This window comes from Streptomyces sp. NPDC126497, assembly GCF_040302425.1.
In the GTDB taxonomy this organism is placed as follows: Bacteria; Actinomycetota; Actinomycetes; order Streptomycetales; family Streptomycetaceae; genus Streptomyces.
Map to the genome: position 1 here is coordinate 1 of NZ_JBEORT010000017.1, position 23,205 is coordinate 23,205.

General features: G+C 73.5%; 28 protein-coding genes and 2 pseudogenes. 18 read left to right on the forward strand and 12 right to left on the reverse strand.

Going from position 1 to position 23,205, the window contains the following annotated elements; translation table 11 throughout:
- A partial coding sequence (locus tag ABTY20_RS11105) for a GntR family transcriptional regulator (RefSeq protein WP_351996695.1) occupies window positions 1–679 on the forward strand: 679 nt, incomplete at its 5' end.
- 4 nt (window positions 680–683) lie between these two features.
- Here ABTY20_RS11105 and ABTY20_RS11110 read toward each other — a convergent pair.
- On the reverse strand, window positions 684–872 hold the full coding sequence (locus tag ABTY20_RS11110; RefSeq protein WP_351996696.1) for a hypothetical protein: 189 nt from the start codon (window positions 870–872) through the stop codon (window positions 684–686).
- 317 nt (window positions 873–1,189) lie between these two features.
- Here ABTY20_RS11110 and ABTY20_RS11115 point away from each other — a divergent pair, with 317 nt between their 5' ends.
- Complete coding sequence (locus tag ABTY20_RS11115; RefSeq protein WP_351996697.1) at window positions 1,190–2,074, forward strand: GntR family transcriptional regulator; 885 nt, start codon at window positions 1,190–1,192, stop codon at window positions 2,072–2,074.
- On the forward strand, window positions 2,071–2,817 hold the full coding sequence (locus ABTY20_RS11120) for an HAD family hydrolase (RefSeq protein WP_351996698.1): 747 nt from the start codon (window positions 2,071–2,073) through the stop codon (window positions 2,815–2,817). The genes ABTY20_RS11115 and ABTY20_RS11120 overlap by 4 nt, the downstream gene beginning before the upstream one ends.
- A gap of 34 nt (window positions 2,818–2,851) precedes the next feature.
- Here ABTY20_RS11120 and ABTY20_RS11125 read toward each other — a convergent pair whose 3' ends face one another.
- Window positions 2,852–3,739, reverse strand: a complete 888-nt coding sequence (locus ABTY20_RS11125) for an NAD(P)-dependent oxidoreductase (RefSeq protein ID WP_351996699.1) — start codon at window positions 3,737–3,739, stop codon at window positions 2,852–2,854.
- A 50-nt stretch (window positions 3,740–3,789) separates the two neighbouring features.
- On the opposite strand from ABTY20_RS11125, the gene ABTY20_RS11130 reads away from it, so the two are divergent.
- A complete protein-coding gene (locus tag ABTY20_RS11130) occupies window positions 3,790–4,134 on the forward strand; it encodes a winged helix-turn-helix transcriptional regulator (RefSeq protein WP_351996700.1) in 345 nt (114 codons plus the stop codon).
- A 167-nt stretch (window positions 4,135–4,301) separates the two neighbouring features.
- Window positions 4,302–5,525, forward strand: a complete 1,224-nt coding sequence (locus ABTY20_RS11135; RefSeq protein WP_351996701.1) for an aminotransferase class V-fold PLP-dependent enzyme — start codon at window positions 4,302–4,304, stop codon at window positions 5,523–5,525.
- Between the two features lie 22 nt (window positions 5,526–5,547).
- On the opposite strand, the gene ABTY20_RS11140 is transcribed toward ABTY20_RS11135, so the two are convergent.
- The 3 genes and pseudogenes from ABTY20_RS11140 to ABTY20_RS11150 all read right to left on the reverse strand — a co-directional run.
- A complete protein-coding gene (locus ABTY20_RS11140) occupies window positions 5,548–6,147 on the reverse strand; it encodes a DinB family protein (protein ID WP_351996702.1) in 600 nt (199 codons plus the stop codon).
- A 119-nt stretch (window positions 6,148–6,266) separates the two neighbouring features.
- Window positions 6,267–6,899 (reverse strand): glyoxalase, encoded by a 633-nt coding sequence (locus ABTY20_RS11145; protein WP_351996703.1) that lies wholly within the window; start codon window positions 6,897–6,899, stop codon window positions 6,267–6,269.
- A 5-nt stretch (window positions 6,900–6,904) separates the two neighbouring features.
- Window positions 6,905–7,189, reverse strand: a pseudogene (locus ABTY20_RS11150) (hypothetical protein); the annotation flags it as partial.
- Between the two features lie 159 nt (window positions 7,190–7,348).
- Between ABTY20_RS11150 and ABTY20_RS11155 the strand changes: the two are divergent.
- From ABTY20_RS11155 to ABTY20_RS11165, 3 genes are all read left to right on the forward strand, one after another.
- A complete protein-coding gene (locus tag ABTY20_RS11155) occupies window positions 7,349–7,789 on the forward strand; it encodes a helix-turn-helix domain-containing protein (protein ID WP_351996704.1) in 441 nt (146 codons plus the stop codon).
- Window positions 7,790–7,867: 78 nt separating this feature from the next.
- The gene (locus ABTY20_RS11160; protein WP_351996705.1) at window positions 7,868–8,485 is read left to right on the forward strand and encodes a hypothetical protein; all 618 of its coding nucleotides are present in this window, start codon (window positions 7,868–7,870) and stop codon (window positions 8,483–8,485) included.
- Between the two features lie 134 nt (window positions 8,486–8,619).
- Window positions 8,620–8,952, forward strand: coding sequence for a DUF2516 family protein (locus ABTY20_RS11165; RefSeq protein WP_351996773.1), 333 nt, complete (start codon window positions 8,620–8,622; stop codon window positions 8,950–8,952).
- Between the two features lie 22 nt (window positions 8,953–8,974).
- Here ABTY20_RS11165 and ABTY20_RS11170 read toward each other — a convergent pair whose 3' ends face one another.
- The 3 genes from ABTY20_RS11170 to ABTY20_RS11180 form a co-directional block, all read right to left on the reverse strand.
- Window positions 8,975–10,345: a PP2C family protein-serine/threonine phosphatase gene (locus tag ABTY20_RS11170; RefSeq protein ID WP_351996706.1), complete on the reverse strand. Its 1,371-nt coding sequence runs from the start codon at window positions 10,343–10,345 to the stop codon at window positions 8,975–8,977.
- Window positions 10,346–10,679: 334 nt separating this feature from the next.
- The gene (locus ABTY20_RS11175) at window positions 10,680–11,768 is read right to left on the reverse strand and encodes a C40 family peptidase (protein ID WP_351996707.1); all 1,089 of its coding nucleotides are present in this window, start codon (window positions 11,766–11,768) and stop codon (window positions 10,680–10,682) included.
- Window positions 11,769–11,957: 189 nt separating this feature from the next.
- Window positions 11,958–12,749, reverse strand: coding sequence for a class I SAM-dependent methyltransferase (locus tag ABTY20_RS11180; RefSeq protein WP_351996774.1), 792 nt, complete (start codon window positions 12,747–12,749; stop codon window positions 11,958–11,960).
- Between the two features lie 268 nt (window positions 12,750–13,017).
- Between ABTY20_RS11180 and mshA the strand changes: the two genes are divergently transcribed.
- The 3 genes from mshA to ABTY20_RS11195 all read left to right on the forward strand — a co-directional run bounded on the left by mshA (window position 13,018) and on the right by ABTY20_RS11195 (window position 15,766).
- Complete coding sequence (gene mshA / locus ABTY20_RS11185; RefSeq protein WP_351996708.1) at window positions 13,018–14,355, forward strand: D-inositol-3-phosphate glycosyltransferase; 1,338 nt, start codon at window positions 13,018–13,020, stop codon at window positions 14,353–14,355.
- Window positions 14,348–14,854, forward strand: a complete 507-nt coding sequence (locus ABTY20_RS11190) for a type III secretion system chaperone family protein (RefSeq protein ID WP_351996709.1) — start codon at window positions 14,348–14,350, stop codon at window positions 14,852–14,854. The genes mshA and ABTY20_RS11190 overlap by 8 nt, the downstream gene beginning before the upstream one ends.
- 111 nt (window positions 14,855–14,965) lie before the next feature.
- On the forward strand, window positions 14,966–15,766 hold the full coding sequence (locus ABTY20_RS11195; RefSeq protein ID WP_351996710.1) for a hypothetical protein: 801 nt from the start codon (window positions 14,966–14,968) through the stop codon (window positions 15,764–15,766).
- Here ABTY20_RS11195 and ABTY20_RS11200 read toward each other — a convergent pair.
- Window positions 15,748–16,629, reverse strand: a complete 882-nt coding sequence (locus ABTY20_RS11200; protein ID WP_351996711.1) for a helix-turn-helix domain-containing protein — start codon at window positions 16,627–16,629, stop codon at window positions 15,748–15,750. The two genes, ABTY20_RS11195 and ABTY20_RS11200, sit on opposite strands and share 19 nt — an antisense overlap.
- Between ABTY20_RS11200 and ABTY20_RS11205 the strand changes: the two genes are divergently transcribed.
- Window positions 16,628–17,095: a DUF2000 family protein gene (locus ABTY20_RS11205; protein WP_351996712.1), complete on the forward strand. Its 468-nt coding sequence runs from the start codon at window positions 16,628–16,630 to the stop codon at window positions 17,093–17,095. The two genes, ABTY20_RS11200 and ABTY20_RS11205, sit on opposite strands and share 2 nt — an antisense overlap.
- Before the next feature lie 353 nt (window positions 17,096–17,448).
- Window positions 17,449–18,261, forward strand: a complete 813-nt coding sequence (locus ABTY20_RS11210; RefSeq protein ID WP_351996713.1) for a hypothetical protein — start codon at window positions 17,449–17,451, stop codon at window positions 18,259–18,261.
- Between the two features lie 52 nt (window positions 18,262–18,313).
- Here ABTY20_RS11210 and ABTY20_RS11215 read toward each other — a convergent pair.
- Window positions 18,314–18,673: pseudogene (locus ABTY20_RS11215) on the reverse strand (alpha/beta fold hydrolase); the annotation flags it as partial.
- Between the two features lie 6 nt (window positions 18,674–18,679).
- A complete protein-coding gene (locus ABTY20_RS11220; protein ID WP_351996715.1) occupies window positions 18,680–19,195 on the reverse strand; it encodes a DinB family protein in 516 nt (171 codons plus the stop codon).
- A 180-nt stretch (window positions 19,196–19,375) separates the two neighbouring features.
- Between ABTY20_RS11220 and ABTY20_RS11225 the strand changes: the two genes are divergently transcribed.
- Complete coding sequence (locus tag ABTY20_RS11225; RefSeq protein WP_351996716.1) at window positions 19,376–19,651, forward strand: ribosomal protein L7/L12; 276 nt, start codon at window positions 19,376–19,378, stop codon at window positions 19,649–19,651.
- A 538-nt stretch (window positions 19,652–20,189) separates the two neighbouring features.
- Here the strand turns inward: ABTY20_RS11225 and ABTY20_RS11230 are convergent.
- Window positions 20,190–20,660 (reverse strand): ArsI/CadI family heavy metal resistance metalloenzyme, encoded by a 471-nt coding sequence (locus ABTY20_RS11230; RefSeq protein ID WP_351996717.1) that lies wholly within the window; start codon window positions 20,658–20,660, stop codon window positions 20,190–20,192.
- A 79-nt stretch (window positions 20,661–20,739) separates the two neighbouring features.
- On the opposite strand from ABTY20_RS11230, the gene ABTY20_RS11235 reads away from it, so the two are divergent.
- Genes ABTY20_RS11235 through ABTY20_RS11250 form a run of 4 tightly spaced genes read left to right on the forward strand, consistent with a single transcriptional unit; the run spans window position 20,740 to window position 23,156 of the window.
- Complete coding sequence (locus tag ABTY20_RS11235; RefSeq protein ID WP_351996718.1) at window positions 20,740–21,147, forward strand: ArsR/SmtB family transcription factor; 408 nt, start codon at window positions 20,740–20,742, stop codon at window positions 21,145–21,147.
- Complete coding sequence (gene arsB, locus ABTY20_RS11240; RefSeq protein ID WP_351996719.1) at window positions 21,144–22,244, forward strand: ACR3 family arsenite efflux transporter; 1,101 nt, start codon at window positions 21,144–21,146, stop codon at window positions 22,242–22,244. The genes ABTY20_RS11235 and arsB overlap by 4 nt, the downstream gene beginning before the upstream one ends.
- Complete coding sequence (locus ABTY20_RS11245) at window positions 22,237–22,656, forward strand: arsenate reductase ArsC (RefSeq protein WP_351996720.1); 420 nt, start codon at window positions 22,237–22,239, stop codon at window positions 22,654–22,656. The genes arsB and ABTY20_RS11245 overlap by 8 nt, the downstream gene beginning before the upstream one ends.
- Window positions 22,653–23,156, forward strand: coding sequence for a GNAT family N-acetyltransferase (locus ABTY20_RS11250; protein ID WP_351996721.1), 504 nt, complete (start codon window positions 22,653–22,655; stop codon window positions 23,154–23,156). Before ABTY20_RS11245 ends, ABTY20_RS11250 begins: the two co-directional genes overlap by 4 nt.
- Window positions 23,157–23,205: the final 49 nt, after the last annotated feature.

Consider the following 23,205-nt stretch of genomic DNA (forward strand, 5'->3'; position numbering starts at 1 on the left):
CACGGGGGCCCCGGCGGCCGTCGCCGCCGGCCCCGGCGGGGCGCCGGCCGGCCCCGCGGCGCCCCCGCTGCCCACCGCCGTGGGCCTCGCGCCCAGGATCACCGCCGCCTTCGAGGCCGAGCACGTCGCGATCGACGCCGTCTGCCTGACCGCGGTCTCCCTCACCCTGGCCGTCGGGGAGCCGCTGCGCGGGATACGCTCCGGGCGGCTGGAACCGGCCAAGGTCGACGTGCGCGTCCTGTTGCCGGGCCGGGACGTGGACCTGGCCTTCCCGGTGCCGGTCGAGGGGCGCGAGGAGGACGGCGCCCTGCTGCGCGAGCGGTGGCTGGCCCAGCGCGACGCCCAGGGTCAGGTGCTGCGCCACAACCTGCTCTCCCTGCGCGCCACCCACGGCATCGACGTGCGGGTCTCCTTCCGCGCGCTGCCCTTCACCCCGCCGGTGAAGCTGTACCTGCTCAACGGCGAGGAGGCGCTGCTCGCCTCCTGCACGCCGGTGCGCGGCGGGGAGCAGACCGACCGGGGGCGCCTGGAGACGTACGGCGTGCAGGGCACCCGGTCCATGCTGTTCGGCTTCGGGCGGGGGCCCGGCCCGCGGGACGCCGCGTTCGTGGAGCAGTCGGGCCGGTGGTTCGACGCGCTGTGGGGGACGATCGGTCCGGAGCCGGTGCTCACGGGCTGACGCCTCACAGGGCCGGCCTGGACACCAGCAGCGCGAGCAGGACCGCCCCGGCGGAGCTGACCCCCGGCCTGTTGGCCTTGATGCCCACGGTGAGCAGCAACAGGCCGAGGACGCCGGCCGCGCCGTACTCCCACTGGACGAGCTGTTCGACGGTGACGACCAGGACGGCGGAGACGAGAGCGAGGACGGGCACGGCGTGTTCCTCCTTCGGGTGCGGGTCGGGGCTGCGGGATCGGGGATTCACCAACGTGAGGAAGTTGGCAACCAACTCTTAGTGAGTTGTCCCCACTTGGTTCTTACTCGCAAACAACTTTCCGACAACTCCCTCCGGTGAGTCCGTGGTTGTGACATCCACTCGTGATCCAGGAGGGTGCCCGCTCGGCGTCGTCCTCCGCGCCGGTCCGGAGGCGACCGACGGGAGTGGCGGGTTGGGGGCCAACTTCCGCCGGTTGTCGCCGCTTGGCCGGGACTGGCGAACAACTCCCCTCAGATGGATCATAGTTGTAGCGTTTGGTCGTGACCCAGGAGGAAGCGGCAGTGAACGGCAGTGGCAGGCTCTCGCCCCAGGAGATCGCCGACATCCTGCGGGAACGCATCCGGGCCGGTGAGCTCAGGACGGGCGACCGGCTGCCCACCCAGGCCGAGCTGGCCGAGGAGTTCGGCGTGGAGCGCGGCACCGTCCGCCAAGCGCTGCGCGCCCTCCAGGAGGACGGCCTGCTCAGCAACGTCAGCAAGGGCAGCCCGCCGCGGATCGCCGAGCCGGCCCCCGTCCGGGAGGAGCCCCGGCCGACGATGGTGGGGCTGGCGCCGCGCCTGGCGGAGGCGTTCGAGTCGGCCCACGTGCGGATCGACGCGGCGTGCCTGACCGCCGAGAGCCTGCTGCCGGCGCTGGGCGAACCGATCCGGCGCATCCACGAGGGCCGCGTCCGGCCGGAGTCGGTCGACGTGCGCGTCCTGTTGCCGGGCCGGGACGTGGACCTGGCCTTCCCGGTGCCGGTCGAGGGGCGCGAGGAGGACGGCACCCTGCTGCGCGAGCGGTGGCTGGCCCAGCGCAACGCCCAGGGTCAGGTGCTGCGCCACAACCTGCTCTCCCTGCGCGCCACCCACGGCATCGACGTGCGGGTCTCCTTCCGCGCGCTGCCCTTCACCCCGCCGGTGAAGCTGTACCTGCTCAACGGCGAGGAGGCGCTGCTCGCCTACTACACGCTGGCCCGGCGCGAGGAGGAGTGGGAGGGCCGGAGCCTGGAGACGTACAGCGCCCTCGGCCCCCAGTCCCTGCTCTTCCCCTTCGCCAAGCGGACCGGACGGCGTGACCAGGCGTTCGTGGAGGAATCCCAGAAGTGGTTCGACGCCCTCTGGGAAACCATCACCACGGACCTGACACTCTCCTCGTGACCTCTGAGACGACGACACGGACCGGCCCGGTGACGACCGGGACCGGGAGCGAAGGTGACGGCCTGCGGAAACTGGTCGGAGGCGCCCGCACCGTCCTGTGGGGCTTCGACGGCCCCGTCTGCCGCCTGTTCGCCGGGCGTTCGGCGGAGCGGGTGGCGAACGGCCTGGTGTCCTGGCTCGAGGAACGCGGCCTGCGGGACCCGCTGACGGAGGCCGAACGCGCGTCCCCCGACCCGCACGTCGTGCTGCGCGCCGCCGGCCGCCGGAAGCCGGGCGGCGGCCTGGTCGCGGAACTGGAGGAGCGCCTCACCCGGGAGGAGGTGCGGGCCGCCGCAACGGCGATGCCCACTCCGTACGCGGACCCGCTGATCCGCACCTGGAGCGCGGTGGGCGTCCGGCTGGCCGTCGCCACCGACACCTCCCCGCGTGCCGTGCGCGCCTATCTGACCGGTCGCGGCCTCGCCCCGTGCTTCGGCCCCCACCTCTACGGCCGCACCCGGGGCCCCGGCCGCCTCAAGCCCGATCCCCACTGCGTCGACCGGGCCCTGAACGCCATGGCCGCCGCTGCGGAGACCTCCCTGATGCTCGGCGACTCCCCGTCGGACCTGATCGCGGCCCGGTCGGCCGGCGTGCCCTTCCTCGGCTACGCGCGCACCGACCGCAAGGCCGGGCTCCTGCGGGAGGCGGGCGCCACGACGGTCGTGGACTCGCTGGAGGTCGTCCTCCGGCTGGTCCGGCGCTGATCCCGGGCGCGGGCGCCGCCCTCCTGGCGTGCCGTCAGTGTCGGGCGAGCACCTCGGCGACCCGGGTGAAGCCGTCCGTGCCGTGCCCGAGCGCGATGACCCGCCGGGCCTGTCCCTCGATCACCCGCATCACGCTCGCGTCGATGCCGTGGGACTCGGAGGCGTGGATCACGTGGGCCATGGTCGAGGCGGCCGAGGTGATCGGGTTCAGCTCGCCCGAGTACGTGCCGGCGTCGGTGTCGGCCGCGAACTCGGTGAACAGGGGAGGGAGGATCGCGGCGATCCCCTGGGCGAAGGGGGCGAGCTCCGTCGCGGTGACGCCCTCCGCGCGGGCCACGGCGAGGGCGTGCGCGTAGCCGGCCATCGCCGTCCAGAAGACGTCGAGCAGCGCGACGTCGTACGCCGCCGCCCGGCCGATCTCCTCCCCGAGGTGGGTGTGGCTGCCGCCGAGCGCCGCCAGCACGGGCCGGTGCTCCCGGTACACCTCCTCGGGGCCGCTGTGCAGGAACACCGCGTCGTCCGTGCCGATGGTCGGGGTCGGGGTCATGATCGCCCCGTCCAGGTAGCGGACGCCGTGCCGGCCGGCCCACTCGGCCGTGTCCCGGGCGCGCTCGGGGGTGTCGGCGCTCAGGTTCACGACCGTACGGCCCTTGAGGGCGGTGGCGACGGCCGCCTGGCGCAGCACGGCGTCCGAGGCGTCGTAGTTGACCACGCAGACGACGGTGAGCGGGGCGGCGGCGACCGCCTCCTCGGGCGAGGCCGCCGAGGCCGCGCCCCGGACGGTCAGCTCGGCGTCCCGGCCGGGCGTGCGGTTCCAGACGGTGGTGCGCACTCCCGCGTCCAGGAACGCGCCGGCCAGCGCCCGGCCCATCGGGCCGAGACCGAGGACGGTGACGGAGGGCTGGTCGGTGTGCACGGACATGTTTCGACTCCCGTAATATTCATGGCAATTGTTGAAGAAAGGGGCATGGCATGGTGCACCGGCGCCACGATCCGGACGTCTGCGGGGTGACCGCCGCGATCGCCGTGATCGAGGGCAAGTGGAAGACCACGCTGCTGTGGCTGCTGGAGTCCGGACCGCACCGGCCGGCCGAACTGCGCCGCCGGGTGCCCGGCCTCACCGAGAAGGTGCTGACCCAGGCGCTGCGCGAGATGGAGGCGGACGGCGTGGTGCACCGGGAGGTGCACGACGTACTGCCGCCGAAGACGGTCTACTCCCTGACCGCGTTCGGCCGCGAGCTCGCCGAGGCGCTGGCGCCCCTGTCCGACTGGGGTCACCGCCGGCTGGAGAGGCTGACCGGGGTCCCGGTCTCCTGACGGGCGGCCGTTCCCGCTCCCTTCCCTCCGGCGCCCGCCACCAGGTTCGCCGCGCGCCGCCGCGCTGCCAAGTACGCACAAAAAAGTGGGTGTGCCCGCCGTCCGCGGGCCCCGGGGCGCGGGTGCGGCCGCGTTAGGATCCGGTGTTCCGCACGGAGGGGAGTCATGTGAGCGAGACCGAGGTCACCACCGCGCCCCGTCCCCTGCTGCTGGCCGACGGCCGGCCGGCCGCGCGGGCCTGGTCGCTGGACCCCGCCCTGCGCCACCTCAACCACGGTTCGTTCGGGGCCGTGCCGCTGGTCGCGCAGGAGCGGCAGCAGGAGCTGCGCGCGCGGATGGAGGGCGCCCCGGTGGCGTGGTTCCCCGGGCTGCCGGAGCGGATCGCGGCGGCCCGGGTCGAGCTCGCCGCCTTCCTCGGCGCGGACCCCGGCGACCTCGCCCTGGTGCCGAACGCGAGCGCCGGCGCGAGCGTCGTGTACGCCGGCCTCCCCCACCGGGGCGGCGGGGAGATCGTCGTCACCGACCACGGCTACGGCGCCGTGACGATGGGCGCCGAGCGGCTGGCCCGCCGCTGGGGCGGCCGGGTGCGCACGGCCAGGGTGCCGCTGGACGCCGGCGAGGAGCAGGCGTACGAGGCGGTGATGGCCGAGGTCGGCGGGGCGACCGGGCTCCTGGTCGTCGACCAGATCACCTCGGCGACCGCCCGCCGGCTGCCGGTGGAGCGGATCGGCGCCGAGGCGCGGCGGCGCGGCGTCCCGCTGCTCGTGGACGGCGCGCACGCGCCCGGTCTGATCGACGCCCCGCTCTCCGGGACGGCCTGCGACTTCTGGACGGGCAACCTGCACAAGTGGGGCTGCGCGCCGCGCGGCACCGCGGCCCTGGTGGCGCGCGGCCCGCTGCGGGACGGGCTGTACCCGCTGATCGACTCCTGGGGCGCCGCCGACCCGTACCCCGACCGCTTCGACCAGCAGGGCACGCTCGACGCCACCCCCTGGCTGGCCGCGGCGACGGCCCTCGGCTTCGTCGAGGCCACCTGGGGCTGGGCGGCCGCCCGCCGGTACATGGACGAGCTGGCCGGTTACGGCGCGCGGGTGGTGGGCGCCGCGCTCGCCGAACTGACCGGTGCGGACGCGTCCGTCGACGTCGGCATGCCGGTGCCCGGCATGCGACTGGTGCGGCTGCCCGACGGCCTCGGCGGGAGCCGCCTCGCGGCCGACGCCCTGCGCGACCGGGCCACCGCGGAACTGGGCGTCGAGGCGGCGTTCACCAGCTTCGGCGGCACCGGCTACCTGCGGCTGTCCGCGCACGTCTACAACACCGCCGAGGACTACGAGTACGTCGCCGAGAAGTGCGTCCCCGTCCTCGGGGAGTGGGCCCGCGCGGCACGGTGAGGGGTGCCGCCGGACGGGCCGGTCACGCCTCCCGGCCGGCCTGCCGCGCCACACGCTCCAGGCGGTCCCGGTAGGCCTTCCACCAGACCGGGTCGTCCGACGGCAGGCTGCTGCCGGTCGGGCTCTCCCCCGCGGCGCCGTCGAGGAGTTCGCGGAGGATGTCGGCGTGGCCGGCGTGCCGGTGGGTGTCGGCGATCACGCGGACCACGGCGTGGTGCAGCGTCAGTCCGTCCCCGCCGTCCGGCCACCACGGCACCCGGCCGGTCGTGTCCAGCGGCAGGGCCTCGATCGTCGCGTCCGCGTGCGCCCACGCCCGGCGGTACAGGCCGGTGACGTCCTCGCGCGACTCCTCGGCGGTGGCCCACATGTCCCCGTTCGGATCGGCGCCCTCCGCGAGCCAGGGCAGCGGCTCGCCGGACGGCCGGCCGAAGGTGTCGCCGAGGTAGCCCAGTTCCACCCCGGCCACGTGCTTCACCAGGCCCAGGAGATTGGTGCCGGTCGGCGTCAACGGGCGGCGGACGTCGTACTCGGAGAGCCCCTCGAGCTTCCACAGCAGGGCGTCGCGGGCTTCCTGGAGGTAGCGGTGGAGGTCGGACTTGGCGGTGCCGGCTGCGGAGGTCATGCGGGCCAGTCTGTCGTGTGCGGCCCGCCGGGTCGACGGCCTTTCCGCACGGGGCGCGCCCGGGTCCGCCCCCCCGCGAGGGCCGGCGCCGGTCCCGGATCCGCGCGACGGGGCGTCCGTCACGAGGCGAGCGCGGCCGGCGCCGCGGCCTCCCAGGCGAACCCGTCCGGGTCGGTGAAGGCGCCCTCGCCGCCGCCGATCAGCAGCCGGTGCGATCCGCCGCCCTCCTCGGGGACGCCGAGGTCCTTGGCGAGGGCCCGGCGCCGGTACAGCGCCAGTTTGACGGGGCTCGACGCCCCGCCGGCGAACTCGGCGTACGTCCGGCCGAAGCTCTTCGCCACGGTGAGGCCCCGCGCGACGTAGAACCGCTTGCTCGCGGCCACGTCCGCGACGCCGAGCAGCAGCACGATCTCGTCGATCCGCCGGGTGACGGGACCGCGGTCCTTCTTCGCGGAGGTCGCGACCTTCCAGATCGTCCCGTCCGGGGCCTGTACGACGCCCCCGTACCCCCAGAGGGACTTCGCGGCCGGCTTCAGCGGCACGGCGCCGGCGTCCACGGCGGTGCCGACGAGGCTGTCGACGTCGCCCGGCCGGGCCACCGTGAGCCCCAGGGTGAACCCGCGGAACCCGCTCGTGGCCTCCTGGGAGGCGCGCAGACGGATCCGCCCGTCCAGCCCGAAGGCGGCGGAGAGGAAGCGGCGGGCGGCCGCGGTGTCGGCCACGTCGAGGGTCACGCTTTCGATGGATGCCATGCCCCTCACGCTAGGCGCGCCCCGCCCCCGGGGGCTTCTCGAATCCTGACCGGTCCTCCCGGTGGCGGCGGGCCTCGGCCCCCGACGGCCTCCGCGATCCGCAGGGCGGCCTCGGCGGGGGTGAGGCGGGTGGTGTCGACGACCTCGGCCTCGGCGTGCAGCCAGGGGCGGGCCGCCTCGGCGCAGGGCTCGAGGTGCTCGAGGCGGGACGAGACGTCGGGGCTCTGCACGGTGTCCCCCGCGACGCGTGCGCGCAGGGTGTCCCGGTCGGCGTGGAGGACGAAGTGCCGGCTGCCCACGCCGCGGGTGCCGTTGATCCACAAGATCACGGGCCCCACGCCGGCGCCGCATCCGCACGGATGCGGCGCTTCGCGGGATCCGTCCGTGGCATGGCGCACTCTTGCAAGCGGGTGCTTGCAAGAGTTAGCGGATTGGGGCAGGGTGGAGGCATGGCATCGCTCAACGTCGGCAATCTCGGTGAGTACCTACGGGAACAGCGGCGCAGCGCGCAGTTGTCGCTGCGGCAGCTCGCCGACGCCGCCGGGGTGTCCAATCCGTACCTCAGCCAGATCGAGCGCGGGCTGCGCAAGCCGAGCGCGGAGGTGCTGCAGCAGGTCGCCAAGGCGCTGCGGATCTCCGCCGAGACGCTGTACGTCCGGGCCGGGATCCTCGACGCCGAGCGGGACCGGTCCGAGGCCGGGACGCGGGCCGTGATCCTCGCCGACCCCACGCTGACCGGGCGTCAGAAGCAGGTGCTGCTCCAGATCTACGAGTCGTTCCGCAAGGAGAACGGGTTTGCGGGCGCCGAGGACGGTGAGGCGGTGCCCGGGGATCCCGTCGACGCCCCGGCGGGCGACAGCGACACGGGTCCGCGACGGGCGGCCGGCTGAGCCGGACCAGGGCACCGGCCGCCCGCCGCGGACCACACACAACCCTCAGCCGAAAACGAATCCGGGAGGACCCTCACCATGGCCATCACCGACGACCTGCGCAAGACCTTCAGCGACCCGACCCCCCTCTACTTCGCCGCCGGCACCGCCGACCTCGCGTTCAAGCAGGCCAAGAAGGTGCCGGCCCTGGTGGAGCAGCTGCGCACCGAGGCCCCGGCCCGTATCGAGGCCGTGCGCAACACCGACCCCAAGGCCGTCCAGGAGCGGGCGACCGTCCGCGTCCGGGAGACGCAGGAGACCCTCCAGGCCAAGGTCGGCGAGCTCATCGGCTCGCTCGACACCGATCTGAAGAAGCTCGGTGAGAGCGCCCAGGGCCTCGCGCTGCGCGGGGTCGGCATCGCCGCCGAGTACGCCGTCAAGGCCCGGGAGACCTACGAGAAGGTCGCCGAGCACGGCGAGCAGGCCGTGAGGACCTGGCGCGGCGAGGCCGCCGAGGGCATCGAGGACATCGCCGTCGCCGTCGAGCCGCCGGCCGAGCCGAAGCCGGCGTCCCGGCCGGAGCCGGTCGAGGTCACCGGGGACGGGCCCGCCGCCGGGTCCACCGCGGCCGACTCCGCCGAGGCGAGGAAGCCGGCCGCGGCCAGGAAGGCCCCGGCGCGCAGGACCACGGTGAAGAAGACGACGCCCGAGAAGTAGGAGCGGGCGGGGCGCAACCGGCCGGGCCGGGCACTCTCGCGGTGCCCGGCCCGTTCTCCGGATAGCCGGCCGGTGGTTGCGGGTACGGTGACGGCGTAGAGGACGAGCCGAGTCTGGTGGTGGACGTAGTGCTGATGCAGGGCTTCGCGGGGTTCATGTGGCTGTTGAGCATGGCCCTGATCGTGTTCAGCGGCTTCGCGCTGATCGACGCCGCCACGCGCCGTGAGGACGCCTACCGCGCCGTCGACAAGCAGACCAAGCCCTTCTGGCTGATCGTCCTCGGCATCGCCTTCGTGGTGAACCTGATCTTCAACGTCCTGTCGTTCCTGCCGGTCATCGGGCTGATCGCGACCATCGTGTACATGGTCGACGTCCGCCCCGCGCTCCGCGGCCTCTCCGGCGGCGGGCGCCCCCGCCGGGGCTCCAGCAGCGACGGCCCCTACGGGCCGTACAACGGCGGCCGCTGACGGGGAGCGGCCCCGTCGCTCCTCACACCGCCGCCCGGTCCAGCAGCAGCACCGCCACGTCGTCCGTCAGCTCGCCCCCGTTGAGGTCCCGCACCTCGTTGACGGCGGTGCTCAGCAGCTCCTCCCCGCGCAGCCCCTCGGAGAGCCGGCGGCGGATCATCTCCACCATGCCCTCCTGGCCGAGCCGCTCGCCGGTGTCGCCGACCCGGCCCTCGATCAGGCCGTCGGTGTAGAGCATCAGGCTCCACTCGGCGCCCAGCTCCACCTGCGTCCGCGGCCAGCGGGCCCCCGGCAGCAGGCCGAGGGCCGGGCCGTTGTTGTCGTACGGCAGCAGGCGCGCGGGGTGCCCGGGGCGGGCGAGCAGCGGTGACGGGTGGCCGGCCAGGCACAGGCCCGCCCGGCGGCCGTCCGGCGCGATGTCCACCGCGCACAGGGTCGCGAAGATCTCGTCGTCCGGCCGTTCGTGCTCCAGCACCTGCTGCAGCGTGCCGAGGAGCTGGTCGCCGCAGAGGCCCGCGAGGGTCAGCGCACGCCAGGCGATGCGCAGCTCCACGCCGAGCGCGGCCTCGTCCGGGCCGTGTCCGCAGACGTCGCCGATCATGGCGTGCACGGTGCCGTCCGGGGTGCGGACGACGTCGTAGAAGTCCCCGCCGAGCAGGGCGCGGGAGCGGCCGGGGCGGTAGCGGGCGGCGAACCGCAGCGGGGAGCCGTCCAGCAGCGGGGTGGGCAGCAGGCCGCGCTCCAGCCGGCGGTTCTCCTGGGCGCGCACCCGGCCCTCGGCGAGCCGCCGCTCGGCGGAGTCGGACCGCTTGCGCTCCACCGCGTACCGGATCGCCCGGCTCAGCAGCCGGCCGTCCAGCTCGTCGCGGACGAGGTAGTCCTGGGCGCCCACCCGCACGGCCTCCGCGCCGCGCTCGGTGTCGTCGGCGCCGGTGAGCGCGAGGACGGCGTGCCGGGGCGCGAGCTCCAGGACGTGCTTGAGCACGGCGAGCTCGTCGCCGTCGCCCGTGCGGCCCGGTGCGGGCAGCGCGAGGTCCAGCAGGATGCAGTGGACGTCGTCGGTCAGCAGCCGCGCGGCCTCGGTGAGGTTGCGGGCGGTGCGGACGCGGATCGGCTTGCCGGCCTGGTCGAGCAGTTCCGGCACGATCGGCGACCCACCGGGGTCGTCCTCGATCAGCAGCAGGGTGAGGTGGGTGTGGGCGGCCGTCTCGGTCCGGGCCGGCGCGGGGCCGGTGGTCCGGTCCGTGGCGTTCTCGGACGGGTCCGCCGCGCGCGGGGACGCCGTCCTGGCCTCCGAGGAGTCCTGGGCGGAGCCGCCGTTCGGTGCGGCGGCCGGCGCCTGACCGCCTTCCGCGGCCGGGATCGCTCTCTGCCGCGGTACGGGTGCGGGCATGGTTCCGGGTTCCTTCCCTCCCCCCGAGGGCACGGTGGGGCGACGGCCGCAGGCCCTGCGCCCTGCTCCCACCTCCGGGTGCGAGCGGGGGACGCCCCTTCGAACGGGGACCATAGCGGGTGCCGGCGCCGCAGCGGAATGGTGTGAACCACGTCGCCGCGCCGTCCGCCGCCGCCATATGCCGCGTTTGCTGCCGCAGTTGGACAGGCCGGAGGCGCCGTGGGGATGACGAACGTCACGCCCGCGGGGATCCGGCCGCAAGATCGACGTGCGCTGGGTCACAGGGCGTGCGCCGCCGGGCAGTTGGGCGTCCGGACCGGAGGGCGCGAACCGCTCAGTTCTCCTCCGCGTCCGGCCGCACCACCCCGAGGATCGGCATCGACCCGGCCCCCGCGAGCGTCACCGTCCGCCCCGGGCGCGGGGCGTGCACGATGGTGCCGTCCCCGACGTACATCCCCACGTGGCTGGCGTCGTCGAAGTAGATGACGAGGTCACCGGGCCGCATGTCGGTGACGTCGACGCGCGTCAGCTGCTCCCACTGCGCCTGCGAGGTGCGCGGCATGCTCCGCCCGGCCGAGATCCAGGCCTGTGAGGTCAGTCCGGAGCAGTCGTAGGTCTTCGGCCCCTCGGCGCCCCACTGGTACGGCTTGCCGATCTGCGCGGTGGCGTACGCGACGGCCTTCCTGCCCTGCTCGGTCGCCTCGCCGCCCATCTCGTCGAGGATGCCGGAGCCGAGCCAGCCGGCCTGCGCCTCGTCGGCGGCCTGCTGCTCCAGGCGGGCCAGGCGCTCCCTCTCCTCCTGCTCCAGCTCGGACTCGAGCTTCTCGGCCGCCGCGATCTTCTTCTCGATCTTCTTCTGTGCCTCGGCCTTGGCCTTGCGGCCCGCCTCGAGCCTCTTCATCTGCGCCCGGGCGTCCTGTGCGTACTGCTCCAAGTCCTGCTGGGTGCGGGTCATTTCCCCGAGCAGGCCCTTGGTCGCGTGCTGGCCCTGGCGCACCCGGCCCGCGCCGTCGAGGAACTCCTGCGGATCCTCGCTCAGCATCAGCCGGGCCTCGGGCGGGAGCCCGCCGCCGCGGTACTGGGCGGCGGCCGCGGCGCCCGCGAGGGCCTTCAGCTCGTCCAGCTTCTCCCGGCCCTCGACGATCTTCTTCGCCAGCCGGACGACCTGGGCGGACTGCTGCTGTGCCTTCTCGTCGGCGGCGTTGTACTCGTCGGTGGCGACGGCCGCCGCGCGGTAGAGCTTCTCGAGCTTCTTGCGCACGGCCTCGAGGTCCTTGTCGGCGACCACGGTGACGCTCGCGGTCGTACCGGGGGACGGCGGGGGAGCGGGAGCCGCGAACGCCGTACCGGGCACCGCCAGCACGGTGACCGCACAGACCACGGTCACGGCCGCCGTGAGCAGCCAGCGCTTGCCCGTTCCCATGAATCCACCCCCGTTGATTAACCGTCAGTAACATTCGGCTCTCGGGGGATGCTGCCATGCCGGGGCGCGAAACGACAGGGGGAGTGCGTCCCCTCCCCTCCCGGCGTTCCCGGTGCGGCGGTCATCCCGCCCGTGTGACGAACGGTTCACGGAGATCGTTCCCGGTCCGCGCCGCCGCGGGGCCGGGCGTCACCCCCGCGGCGCGAGCGCCTCCCACCGCACCGTCACTTCCCCCTGCCGCCACCGTCCCGGCCCGTCCGTCACCGGCCAGTCGGCCGTGAGGTCCCGCACCGCCCGGATCCAGCGCTGCCGCGCACCGTACGAGGTGTAGGGGGCTGCGGCGGCCCAGGCGCGGTCGAAGTCGCGCAGGAAGGCGTGCACCGGCTCGCCCGGCACATTGCGGTGGATGAGCGCCTTCGGCAGGCGTTCCGCCAGGTCGGAGGGGCGCTCCAGTGAACCGAGCCGGGTCGCGAAGGTGACCGTGCGCGGTCCTTCCGGGCCGAGGGCGACCCAGACGTGCCGGCGTCCGATCTCGTCGCAGGTCCCCTCGACCAGCAGCCCGCCGCGCGAGCCGGTCGCCGGGTCGGCGGGCGCCAGCCGCGCGCACAGCCGCCGCCACACGGCGGCGACCTCGGCCTCGTCGTACTGGCGCAGCACGTTCGCCGCGCGGACCAGCACCGGCCGCCCGGCGACCGGGACCTCGAAGCCGCCGCGGAGGAAGACCAGCCCCTCGCGCTCGTAGGGCCGTGCCGCCGCGACCCGGGCCGGTTCGATCTCGACGCCCGTCACCCGCGTGCGGGGGGCCACCGCGCGCAGCCGGTGCAGCAGCTCGACCGCCGTCCAGGGGGCCGCGCCGTAGCCGAGGTCGACGGCGACGGGATCGGCCGCGCGGCGCAGCTCCGCGCCGTGCGCGGCCGCGATCCAGCGGTCCATGCGGCGCAGCCGGTTGGGGTTGGTCGTCCCGCGCGTCACCGTGCCGATGACGGGGGTCCCCCCGCTCGCGCGGAGCCGAGGGCGGGGGAGGGAGGGGACGCGGACTGGCATAGGGACGAGTATGCGGGTACCCGGCAGCCGCGCCGCCGTGAGTGACGCGACCCACCCTCGAACGGTTGAGCGACGTTCGGCAATGATTCGGTAAAACCCCGAACCGGGGAGGCCGTCCGGAATGGGAAGGCGGCTTTCCGGCGTTGACGCCGCCGAGGGCCGCACACCCTCCGCCCGTCATGCCCGCTGCGAGGAGGAACGCCACGTGAGCCAGTACATCGCGAGGCTCGGGCGGCGCTCCCCCGCCGCGTCCCCACGGCTGCGGCTGCACCGCAGGCCCCGCCGCGTGGCCATGCTCTCCGTGCACACCTCCCCGCTCCACCAGCCGGGCACCGGCGACGCGGGCGGCATGAACGTCTACATCGTCGAGCTCGCGCAGCGCCTCGCCGCGCTCAACATCGAGGTCGAGATCTTCACCCGCGCGACCGCCGCCGCCCTCCCGCCCACCGTGGAACTCGCCCCCGGCGTCCTCGTCCGGCACGTCGACGCCGGCCCCTACGAGGGCCTCGCCAAGGAGGAGCTGCCGGCCCAGCTGTGCGCCTTCACCCACGGCGTGATGCAGGCCTGGGCCCGCCACCGCCCCGGCCACTACGACCTGGTCCACTCCCACTACTGGCTCTCCGGCCACGTCGGCTGGCTCGCCGCCCAGCGCTGGGGCGTCCCCCTGGTGCACGCCATGCACACCATGGCCAAGGTCAAGAACGCCAACCTGGCCGACGGCGACACGCCCGAGCCCGCCGCCCGCGTCATCGGCGAGACCCAGATCGTCAACGCCGCCGACCGGCTGATCGCCAACACCGCCGAGGAGGCGGGCGAACTCGTCCGGCACTACGCGGCCGACCCCGGCAAGGTCGCCGTCGTCCACCCCGGCGTCAACCTGGCCCGCTTCCGCCCGGCCGACGGCCGCGCCGCCGCGCGGGCCCGCCTCGGCCTCCCGCAGGACGCCCTGATCCCGCTCTTCGCCGGCCGCATCCAGCCCCTCAAGGCCCCCGACGTGCTGCTGCGCGCGGTGGCCGCCCTGCTCGGCGAGCGTCCCGAGCTGCGCTCCCGCCTCTGCGTCCCCGTGGTCGGCGGCCCCAGCGGCAGCGGCCTCGCCAAGCCGGAGGGGCTGCAGAAGCTCGCCGCCCGGCTCGGCATCACCGACGTCGTACGGTTCCACCCGCCCGTCGGGCAGGAGCAGCTCGCGGACTGGTTCCGCGCGGCCTCCGTCCTCGTCATGCCGTCCTACAGCGAGTCCTTCGGACTGGTCGCCATAGAGGCGCAGGCCGCCGGCACCCCGGTGCTCGCCGCCGCGGTCGGCGGCCTCCCGGTGGCCGTACGGGACGGGGACACCGGATTCCTCGTCCAGGGCCACGACCCCGACGCCTACGCGCGCGTGCTGCGCGACTTCGCCGACCACCCGCACCTCACCGACCGCATGGGCGAGGCCGCCGCCCGGCACGCCCGGTCCTTCGGCTGGGACGCCGCCGCCGCGGCCACGGCCGACGTCTACACGGCCGCCGCCCAGACCCACCGCCGTCGCGTACGCTCGCAGCATGGCTGACAAGGCGGTGGAGGCGACGCGGGTCATCGAGGACGTCCTGAAGGACGCCGAGCTGGAGTGGGAGAGTCCCGCGCCCGGCAGTTACGTGGTGAAGCTCCCCGGCACCCGCAAGCTCTCCACCACCGTGTCCCTGATCGCGGGCCGGCACACGCTCTCCCTGAACGCCTTCGTCATCCGTCACCCCGACGAGAACGAGGCGGGCGTCCACCGCTGGCTCCTGGAGCGCAACCTCAAGCTCTTCGGCGTGAGTTACGCCGTCGACCCGCTCGGCGACATCTACGTCACCGGCCGACTGCCCCTCTCCGCCGTCACCCCGGAGGAACTCGACCGTCTCCTCGGCCAGATCCTGGAGGCCGCCGACGGCAGCTTCAACACCCTCCTGGAGCTGGGATTCGCCTCGGCGATCCGCAAGGAGTACGAGTGGCGGGTGTCGCGCGGGGAGTCCACCCGCAACCTGGACGCCTTCACGCACCTGCTGCGGCGCCCCTCGGACGGCTGACGACCGCGCAGGTCACCGCACGGGCCTCGAACGGACGTACGGTGACGGGCTGTTAATCTGCCGCGATCCGGACCCCGGACTCGGGGGTCCCGTGCATGAAGAGAGACGTGCATGCGCACAGGCAGATCCACCCTCATGGCCGCGCTCACCGGAGCGCTCGCCCTCGGGACGCTCACCGCGACGCCCGCCCGGGCGGCCGACACCGGCGTCACGGTGTCGAACGTGGTCGTGAACAAGGGCAAGCCCATCGTCGTGGGCGTCTCCGAGGAGAAGTTCCCCAGCGTCAGCTTCCGCATGACCTGGCCCGCGGGTTACACCTCCAGGGACATCACCGCGTTCCCGCACCTGTACCACGAGACCACGGCCGTCAAGGGCGCGGAGAGCGGCATCCGCACGGCCCAGGTCACCTACTACGACGACACCCCCGGCTCGGCCAACGTCGAGGGCGAGCTCTACATCGACCCCCGCTGGACCCTGGACTCCACCAAGGACGCCACCACCTGGAAGATCGCGGTCAACGTCCGCCTCTGGGCCACCGAGACCAAGCTCAAGGCCGAGGAGACCCTGACCGGCCTCGGCACGGTCCAGGTCAAGCGCGCCGCGCGGGCCACGGTCAACGCCTCGCCGGAACCGGTCGCCAAGAACGGGACGCTCACCGTGACGGGCAAGCTGACCCGCGCCGACTGGGGCAGGGAGGCGTACGTCGGCTACGGGGACAAGCTGGCCAAGCTCCAGTTCCGCAAGGCGGGCACCAGCACCTACACCACGGTCAAGACCGCGCGGGCGAACTCCACGGGCTCCCTGAAGACCACCGTGAAGGCCACCACCGACGGCTACTGGCGCTGGACGTTCGGCGAGACGTCCACGACGGGCGGCGCGACGGCGGCGGGCGACTACGTCGACGTGAAGTGACGCGCGGCGGCACCGCCGCCGTCGTCCCGGCCCGGTGGCCCGCTTCCACCGGGCCGGCACCGGCCGCCCGCCCGGTACCGGCCCGGCGTGACCCCGACCAGCCTGCGGAAGTGCCGGGTGAGGTGCGCCTGGTCGTAGAACCCGGTGGCGACGGCGACCTCGCCCGGTGACCGCCCCTCCAGGAGCAGCCGCCGGGCGCGGCCGACCCGGCGGGACATCAGGTACTGGTGCGGCGCGATGCCGTAGGCCCCGCTGAACGCCCGCACCAGGTGCGCGGGGTGGGCGGACAGCGCCTCGCCGGCCTCCGCCAGGCCGACGCCCTCCACGACCCGCTCGTCGAGCAGCTCCCGCAGCCGCCGCGCCAGCACGGGGTCCCGCCGGGGCGCGCCGAGGACGTCCCGGGACCGCAGGTGCTCCCGCAGCCGCTCCCCGACGAGCGCCAGCCTGCTCTCGGCCTCCAGCTCGTCCCCGGGCCGCACGAGCGCGGAGTGCACCTGCCCGACGCGCCGCCGCAGCAGCGGGTCGCGCAGGTCGGGCCGGTCGACGGCGGCCCCGATGAGACCGTCGGCGAGGTGGTGGCCGTCGAGGTACAGCACCCGCTTGCGGAAGCCGCCGGGGGTGGCGGGGGCCCCGTTGTGGGGGACGTGCGGCGGCAGCAGGGACACGGTGTCGTGCGGGGTGCCGTGCTCGTGCCGGTCGAGGTCGTACCGCACGGCGCCGTCGTCGACGATGAGCAGCGTCCAGGCGTCGTGGACGTGCATCGGGTACGCGTACTCGGTGAAGCGGGCGTGGAACACCTCGACGACGCCCGGAACACGGGGCCGCCAGGCGGACACGGCCCGCTCGGGGCGGTCTGCGGGCATGCAAAGAACGTACAAGACACCGGTGCGGCCGGATCGGCAGTCTCGGGGCATGAGCACTCGCTTCGACACGAAGATCGCCGTACTGCTGCGCGAGGACCTGGAGCCCTGGCAGCGCCTCAACGTCACCGCGTTCCTGGTCAGCGGAGTGGGCACCCGGCTCCCCGAGCTGGTCGGGGAACCCTACGCGGACGCGGACGACGTGCCGTACCTGCCGATGTTCCGCCAGCCGGTCCTGGTCTTCCAGGGCACGAAGGAGGTGCTGAAGGCGGCCCACGCGCGCGCCCTGACCCGCGCCCTCCCGCGCGCGGTCTTCACCTCCGACCTGTTCGCCACGGGCCACGACGAGGCCAACCGCGCGGCGGTCCGCGCCGTGGGCACGGCCGACCTGGACCTGGTCGGCCTGTCCGTCCACGGCCCGAGGAACGCGGTGGACAAGGTCCTGAAGGGCGCGCGGATGCACCCGTGAGGCCCGCCCACCCGGCCGAGCCGACCGGAAGCGGCCCGCCCTTGGACACCTGGTCGGTGTGCCGGGTGCGGTGGACGGCCGCCACGGGGGCCGCGCCCGGCCGGGGACGAGGAGGGGGCGGCCCTGTGCGCCGGCTCGTCGCCGCCGTCCCGCCGGAAGCGGCCGAGGGCGTACTGACAGCAGCGGCAACGGCCTGTGCGGGGCCCGCACCCCGCCCCTGCTCCCCTGCCGCGACCCCGCGGCCCGCTCCACCCGGTCCATGGCGTGACCGTAGTGAGGACGGCGGGGCCCGCGGCTGGTAACGTCGCGCTCTTCGCCGGGCACCCCGTGCGGAGTCCCCGTGGCAGGCCGACATGTCCGATCCCCGTGCCGTCTTCGCCGACCCGTGCGCGATGTGGCGCCACGCCCTCGCCGAAGCCGACCGCGTCTTCGCGTCGCCCCCCGCGCTCGACCGCCCGGTGGACGGCTGCACGTACTGCACCCCCGAGTCGGAGCTGGTCCTGCTCGGCGGCGACCCCGCCGCCGTGCCCGAGGACGTCCTCGGCCACTTCCTGCGCGAGACCGTGAGCCACTGGGACGAGGAGCAGTACCCCGTCCTGTGGCGCCGCCTCCTGCCACACGCCCTGCGCTACTGGGGCCCGGGGGGCGGGAGCACCGATGTGGACCTGGAGATCGGCCACCTGGCCGGTCACGGCGCCGGACTGGCCGACTGGCCCGCACCCGAACGCGCCGCCGTCGAGCAGGCGTTCCGCGCGCTGCTGGCCGTCGCCCTGACCGACGGCCGGCCCCCGGGGGACGTCACGGACCTGGTCGAGGGCATCGCGCACGCGACGGGCGACCTGCGGCCCTGGCTGGACCACCTCGCCGCCCTCACCGGCCCGGCGGCGGACGCCGGCCTGGTCCGCCTCGCCTTCGGCTGGGCGACCGACCTGCTCTGGGAGGACTTCGACTTCACCTGGTGGTACGACGGCGACCCCGGGGTCATCGCCGCCTGGCTCCCCACCCAGCGCCCCCGCGTCGCCGCCTTCGCCGCCCGCCACCCCCGCTGCAAGACGGCCTCGGACACCCTGGTCGCGATCGACCACCTGGCCGCCGGCGACCACAGCCCGTGGTGGTATCCGAACGGGACGGACCCGCGCCTGCGCCTGACCGCCGCCGCGCCGTGAGGGTGCTGTCGTGCGGCCCCCCCACGACGCCCGGGTCACAACGACGCCCGGGTCACAGCGCGGCCGGCCACTCGGTGAGGAGCCGGTTCACCTCGTCGGGGCGCTCCTGCTGGATCCAGTGGCCGCAGCCGTCGAGCACGTGGGAGGAGACCAGCCCCGGCAGGGTCACCGGGTACGCCTCGATCGCGCCGGCCGGCCAGGTCGTGGAGGCGTCCAGGCCGCCGCCGACGAACAGCGACGGCTGGGTGACCGGGGCGCCGTCGAGGGCGGCGAGGTCCTCCCAGTCGCGGTCCATGTTCCGGTAGCGGGCAGCAGTACCGCATGAAGCCTCGACCGCGACGTGCGCGTCCTGTACGACCCGGCGGGCCACCCGTTCTGCCTCTTCGCGCGCACCGGTCCGAAGGCTTGACGGGCTCGTTCAGCTGCCGGTCCGCCCGTCGACGAGCTCACGCACGACATCGAGGTGGCCGTTGTGACGGGACGTCTCCTCGATGAGGTGGAGGATCACCCACCGGAGGTCGACGTGGCGGCCGTCGCTGATGGGACGCTCGGCCGTCGAGTCCAGGTCGTGCTCCGACACCAGGCGGCGGTAGCGCGCGCTCTGCTCCTCGTACTCGGCGAGAAGCCGGGGCAGCGGGATGTCGACCGCCGTCCGCATCTCAGGGTCGGGATCGTCGTCCGTCGCCTCGGCGAGCGGCCCCGCGAGCTCCTCGCCCAGGAACACCACCTGGAACCAGTAGTACTCGACCCACCGCAGATGGCTGATCAGCCCGCACAGCGTCATCAGCGGTGAGCCCGGGAGCGGGGCCTTGCGGGCGTCCTCGGCGGACACGCCCTCGCACTTGGCTCGCGCGGTGTCCCGGGCGTAGTCCAGGAAGGTGATCAGCTGCGTACGCTCGTCCCATGCGGGAGGCGTGTCGGTTCGTCGAGTCATCGCGAGGAGTCTGCCGCGCCTCGGAACGGGTGTCGACCCGATTGACCGGAGGCGTCGTCACACGCCGCGGCACCGGCCGTGCTTCGGTGTGCTCCGGAGGAGCCGGGCAGTCCCCGGCCGGGAGTGCACCTGCGAGGCGGTGGCCGCCGTCCCCGGGGCCGGCGACGGACGGGGGGAGTCATGGCCGACGAGTACGTCCTGCTGGTGTGCGACGACGTGCCGCATGACGTGGTGCTCACCGACCCCGGCATGCGCACGCTGGACGTCGCCCGGGTCGTACGGCGACTGACGGGACTGAGCCTCTGGCACAGCAAGGTTCTGGCGACACGGGTACCCGCCGTGATCCTCGCCGGCGTGCCGCAGGAAGACGCCGAGGCGGCCGCCACGGCCCTCCGCGACGCGGGAGCCCGGGCCGAGGCGAGGCAACGACCGGAGCCGGACTCCCCCGAGCCCTGACCACGCCCCGACCGACCACCGGACGGCCGAGCCGGGCAGGCGGGCCGGGCCGCTTTGTCCGTGCGCGCCCACCCTCGGGCATAACGCTGGTGTCAACCGTGACTGACCCCTGTGTGCGGCACGGTTGTGGCACGAACCCCAGCCGACGACAGCCAGCCACGATGGCGGGCACGCCGACCGACCAGGCGCGCGTATGCCCCGCTGTACCCCCACCGACCTCACCACGCCAATGCCGTCGACCAGAGCAAGCCACGGCGGTCGGGACGTGATAGCGGCGCCTGAGTCCTCAGCTTGGAAGGCTCCGGTTACTCGTGGGCTGCTGCTGAGCTGGCCTGCGGCGGAGTGCCCAGGCGGTCGACCTGGCCAGCGAACTCTTTCCCGCTGTTCCCCGTGCGTCCCCGTACGATCTGGCACGGCGGTGGCACGGAGCTTCCGATCCGTAGCCCAACGCTGCGTCCTGTGACTGTCGCAGGGCACGCCGGCGCGAGTGGGCCCCGACAGCAGCCGGGGCCCGTTCCCACTCGTTCCTTGCACTCCCTCAGCCGCAGGCACAGCCCGCGGCGCTCGGCGTCTCCTCGGCGGCCTGGCTGGTGCAGCAGCCGTCGCCGGTGGCGTGGGGGTCGGCGCTCTTGCCGAGGGTGTCGGCGTCGGCCTTCACGACGTAGACCTCCCAGGGCTCCTTTCCGGGACCGTGCACCCACACCTTGTCCTGGAGGGCGTAGCAGCAGGAGGTGTCGTTCTCCTCGAAGGTGGCCAGGCCGGCGTCCTTGAGGCGGGTTGTGGCTGCCGTGACCTGGTCAGTGGACTCGACCTCGACGCCGAGATGGTCCAGTCGGGTTTCCTCGCCCGGCTCGCCTTCGATGAGGACGAGCTTGAGCGGGGGCTCGGTGATGGCGAAGTTGGCGTAGCCCTCGCGCCGCTTGGCCGGTTCGGTGCCGAACAGCTTCGAGTAGAAGGTGATCGACGCTTCCAGGTCACTGACACGCAGGGCGAGCTGAGCGCGGGACATGGCAGGGCTCCCATCCGGTTGTTTCGATGTCCGTCGATACAACATTGCGCGCTGAATCGAAGGATGTCAACATAGAACCATGTCGAATCAAGATGTGGTGGTGCTCGGCCGGACCGACGAGTCCGGGACCTGCTGCCCAGGGCTGTTGACCGCTCCCCTGGACGAGGGCCAGGCCGTGGAGCTGGCGAGGGTGTTCAAGGCGCTGGGTGATCCGGTGCGGCTGCGCCTGCTGTCGATGATCGCCTCGCGGCCGGGCGGTGAGGTGTGTGTCTGTGACCTGACCCCGGCCTTCGATCTGTCCCAGCCGACGATCTCGCATCACCTGAAGCTGCTGCGGCAAGCCGGTCTGATCGACTGTGAACGGCGCGGCACCTGGGTCTACTACCGGCTGGTCCCGGAGATGACTGACCGGCTGGCGAGCATCCTGACCCGCCCCATGGGTGAGCCTCTGCCTGACCGCAGCGCGCCGTCCGGAGCCGCTTCGTGAGTACTGCTGCTCCTGAACAGACCGTAGCGGGGCGTCTGTCCTTCGTGGACCGCTACCTCGCCGCCTGGATCCTTGCCGCCATGGCTGCCGGGTTGGGCCTGGGCCGCTCGGTTCCGGGCCTGGGCGACGCGCTGGCCAAGGTGACCGTGACGGGGGTGTCCCTGCCGATCGCCTTGGGCTTGCTCGTGATGATGTACCCGGTGCTGGCCAAGGTCCGCTACGACCGCCTCGACACCGTCACCCGCGACCGCCGCCTGTTGCTGCCGTCTCTGCTGCTCAACTGGATCATCGGCCCGGCGCTCATGTTCGCCCTGGCCTGGCTGCTCCTGCCGGACCTGCCCGCCTACCGCATTGGCCTGATCATCGTCGGTCTGGCGCGCTGCATCGCCATGGTCATCATCTGGAACGACCTCGCCTGTGGCCACCGTGAAGCCGCCGCCGTCCTGGTCGCCCTGAACTCCGTCTTCCAGGTCATCGCGTTCTCGGCGCTCGGCTGGTTCTACCTCTCCGTCCTGCCCGGCTGGCTCGGCCTGGAACGAACCGGCCTGGACGTCTCAGTGTGGGAGATCGCCCGCAGCGTGCTCATCTTCCTCGGCATCCCGCTCGCCGCCGGCTACCTCACCCGTCGCATCGGCGAGAGGACCAAGGGCCGCACCTGGTACGAGGCCAAGCTCATCCCGCGTATCGGCCCCTTCGCCCTGTACGGCCTGCTCTTCACGATCGTCATCCTCTTCGCCCTGCAAGGCGACGCCATCACCTCGCAGCCCCTCGACGTCGCTCGCATCGCCCTGCCGCTGCTGGCCTACTTCGCGATCATGTGGGCCGGATCGATGTTCCTGGGACGTGCGGTCGGCCTGGACTACCCACGCGCGACGACGCTGGCCTTCACCGCTGCGGGCAACAACTTCGAACTGGCCATCGCGGTCGCCGTCGCCACTTTCGGCGCCTCCTCCGGCCAGGCCCTCGCCGGCGTCGTGGGCCCCCTCATCGAGGTGCCCGTACTGATCGGTCTTGTGCACGTCGCCCTGTACGCGCGCCGCTACTTCACCGCCCCAGCCGCCACCCCTGCGCCCCAGAAGGACGCCGCCCATGCCTGACACCGCCGTCTCGTCCGTCCTGTTCGTCTGCGTCCACAACGCCGGACGCTCGCAGATGGCCGCCGCCTTCCTCACCCACCTCGCGGGGGACCGCGTCCAGGTCCGCTCCGCCGGCTCCGCCCCCGCCGCCAACGTCAACCCGGCCGTCGTCACGGCCATGGCGGAGGTGGGCATCGACATCGCGGCCGAGGTACCCAAGGTGCTCACGACCGACGCTGTCCAGGCGTCCGACGTCGTGATCACGATGGGCTGCGGTGACACCTGCCCCGTCTTCCCCGGTAAGCGTTACCTCGACTGGGAGCTCCCCGACCCGGCCGGCCAAGGGGTCGAAGCGGTCCGCCCGATCCGCGACGAGATCGAGAAGCGCATCCGCGGCCTGGTCGACGAGATCGCCCCGGCGAGCCGAGCATGAGCACGGCCGATGAGTACCGCATCACCGCGATGGCGGCCGAGCACGCCCACCAGGTCCTGGAGATCTACCAACTCGGCACCGACGAAGGCAACGCCACCTTCGAGACCACCGCTCCCGGTTGGGAAGAGTTCAACGCCGCCAAGCTGCCGGAACACCGGTACGTCGCCCTCGACGTCACAGGCCGGGTCCTCGGCTGGGTCGCCGCCGTACCGGTCTCCGACCGATGCGCGTACGTCGGCGTCATCGAGCACTCGGTGTACGTCCACCCCGACGCACGCGGCCATGGCATCGGCGCTGCACTCCTCCGCGAGCTGATCAGGTCGACCGAGACCGCCGGGATCTGGACGATCCAATCCGGCATCTTCCCTGAGAACACCGCCAGCCTCGCCCTCCATCAGAAGGCGGGCTTCCGCATCGTCGGTACGCGCGAGCGCATCGGCCAACACCATGGCGCTTGGCGCGACGTCGTGTTGATCGAACGGAGAAGCCCGGTCGTCTGATGTCCGGTCCCGGGAGATGCTTGACACTTCGGTCCCGGCTGATGGTTGA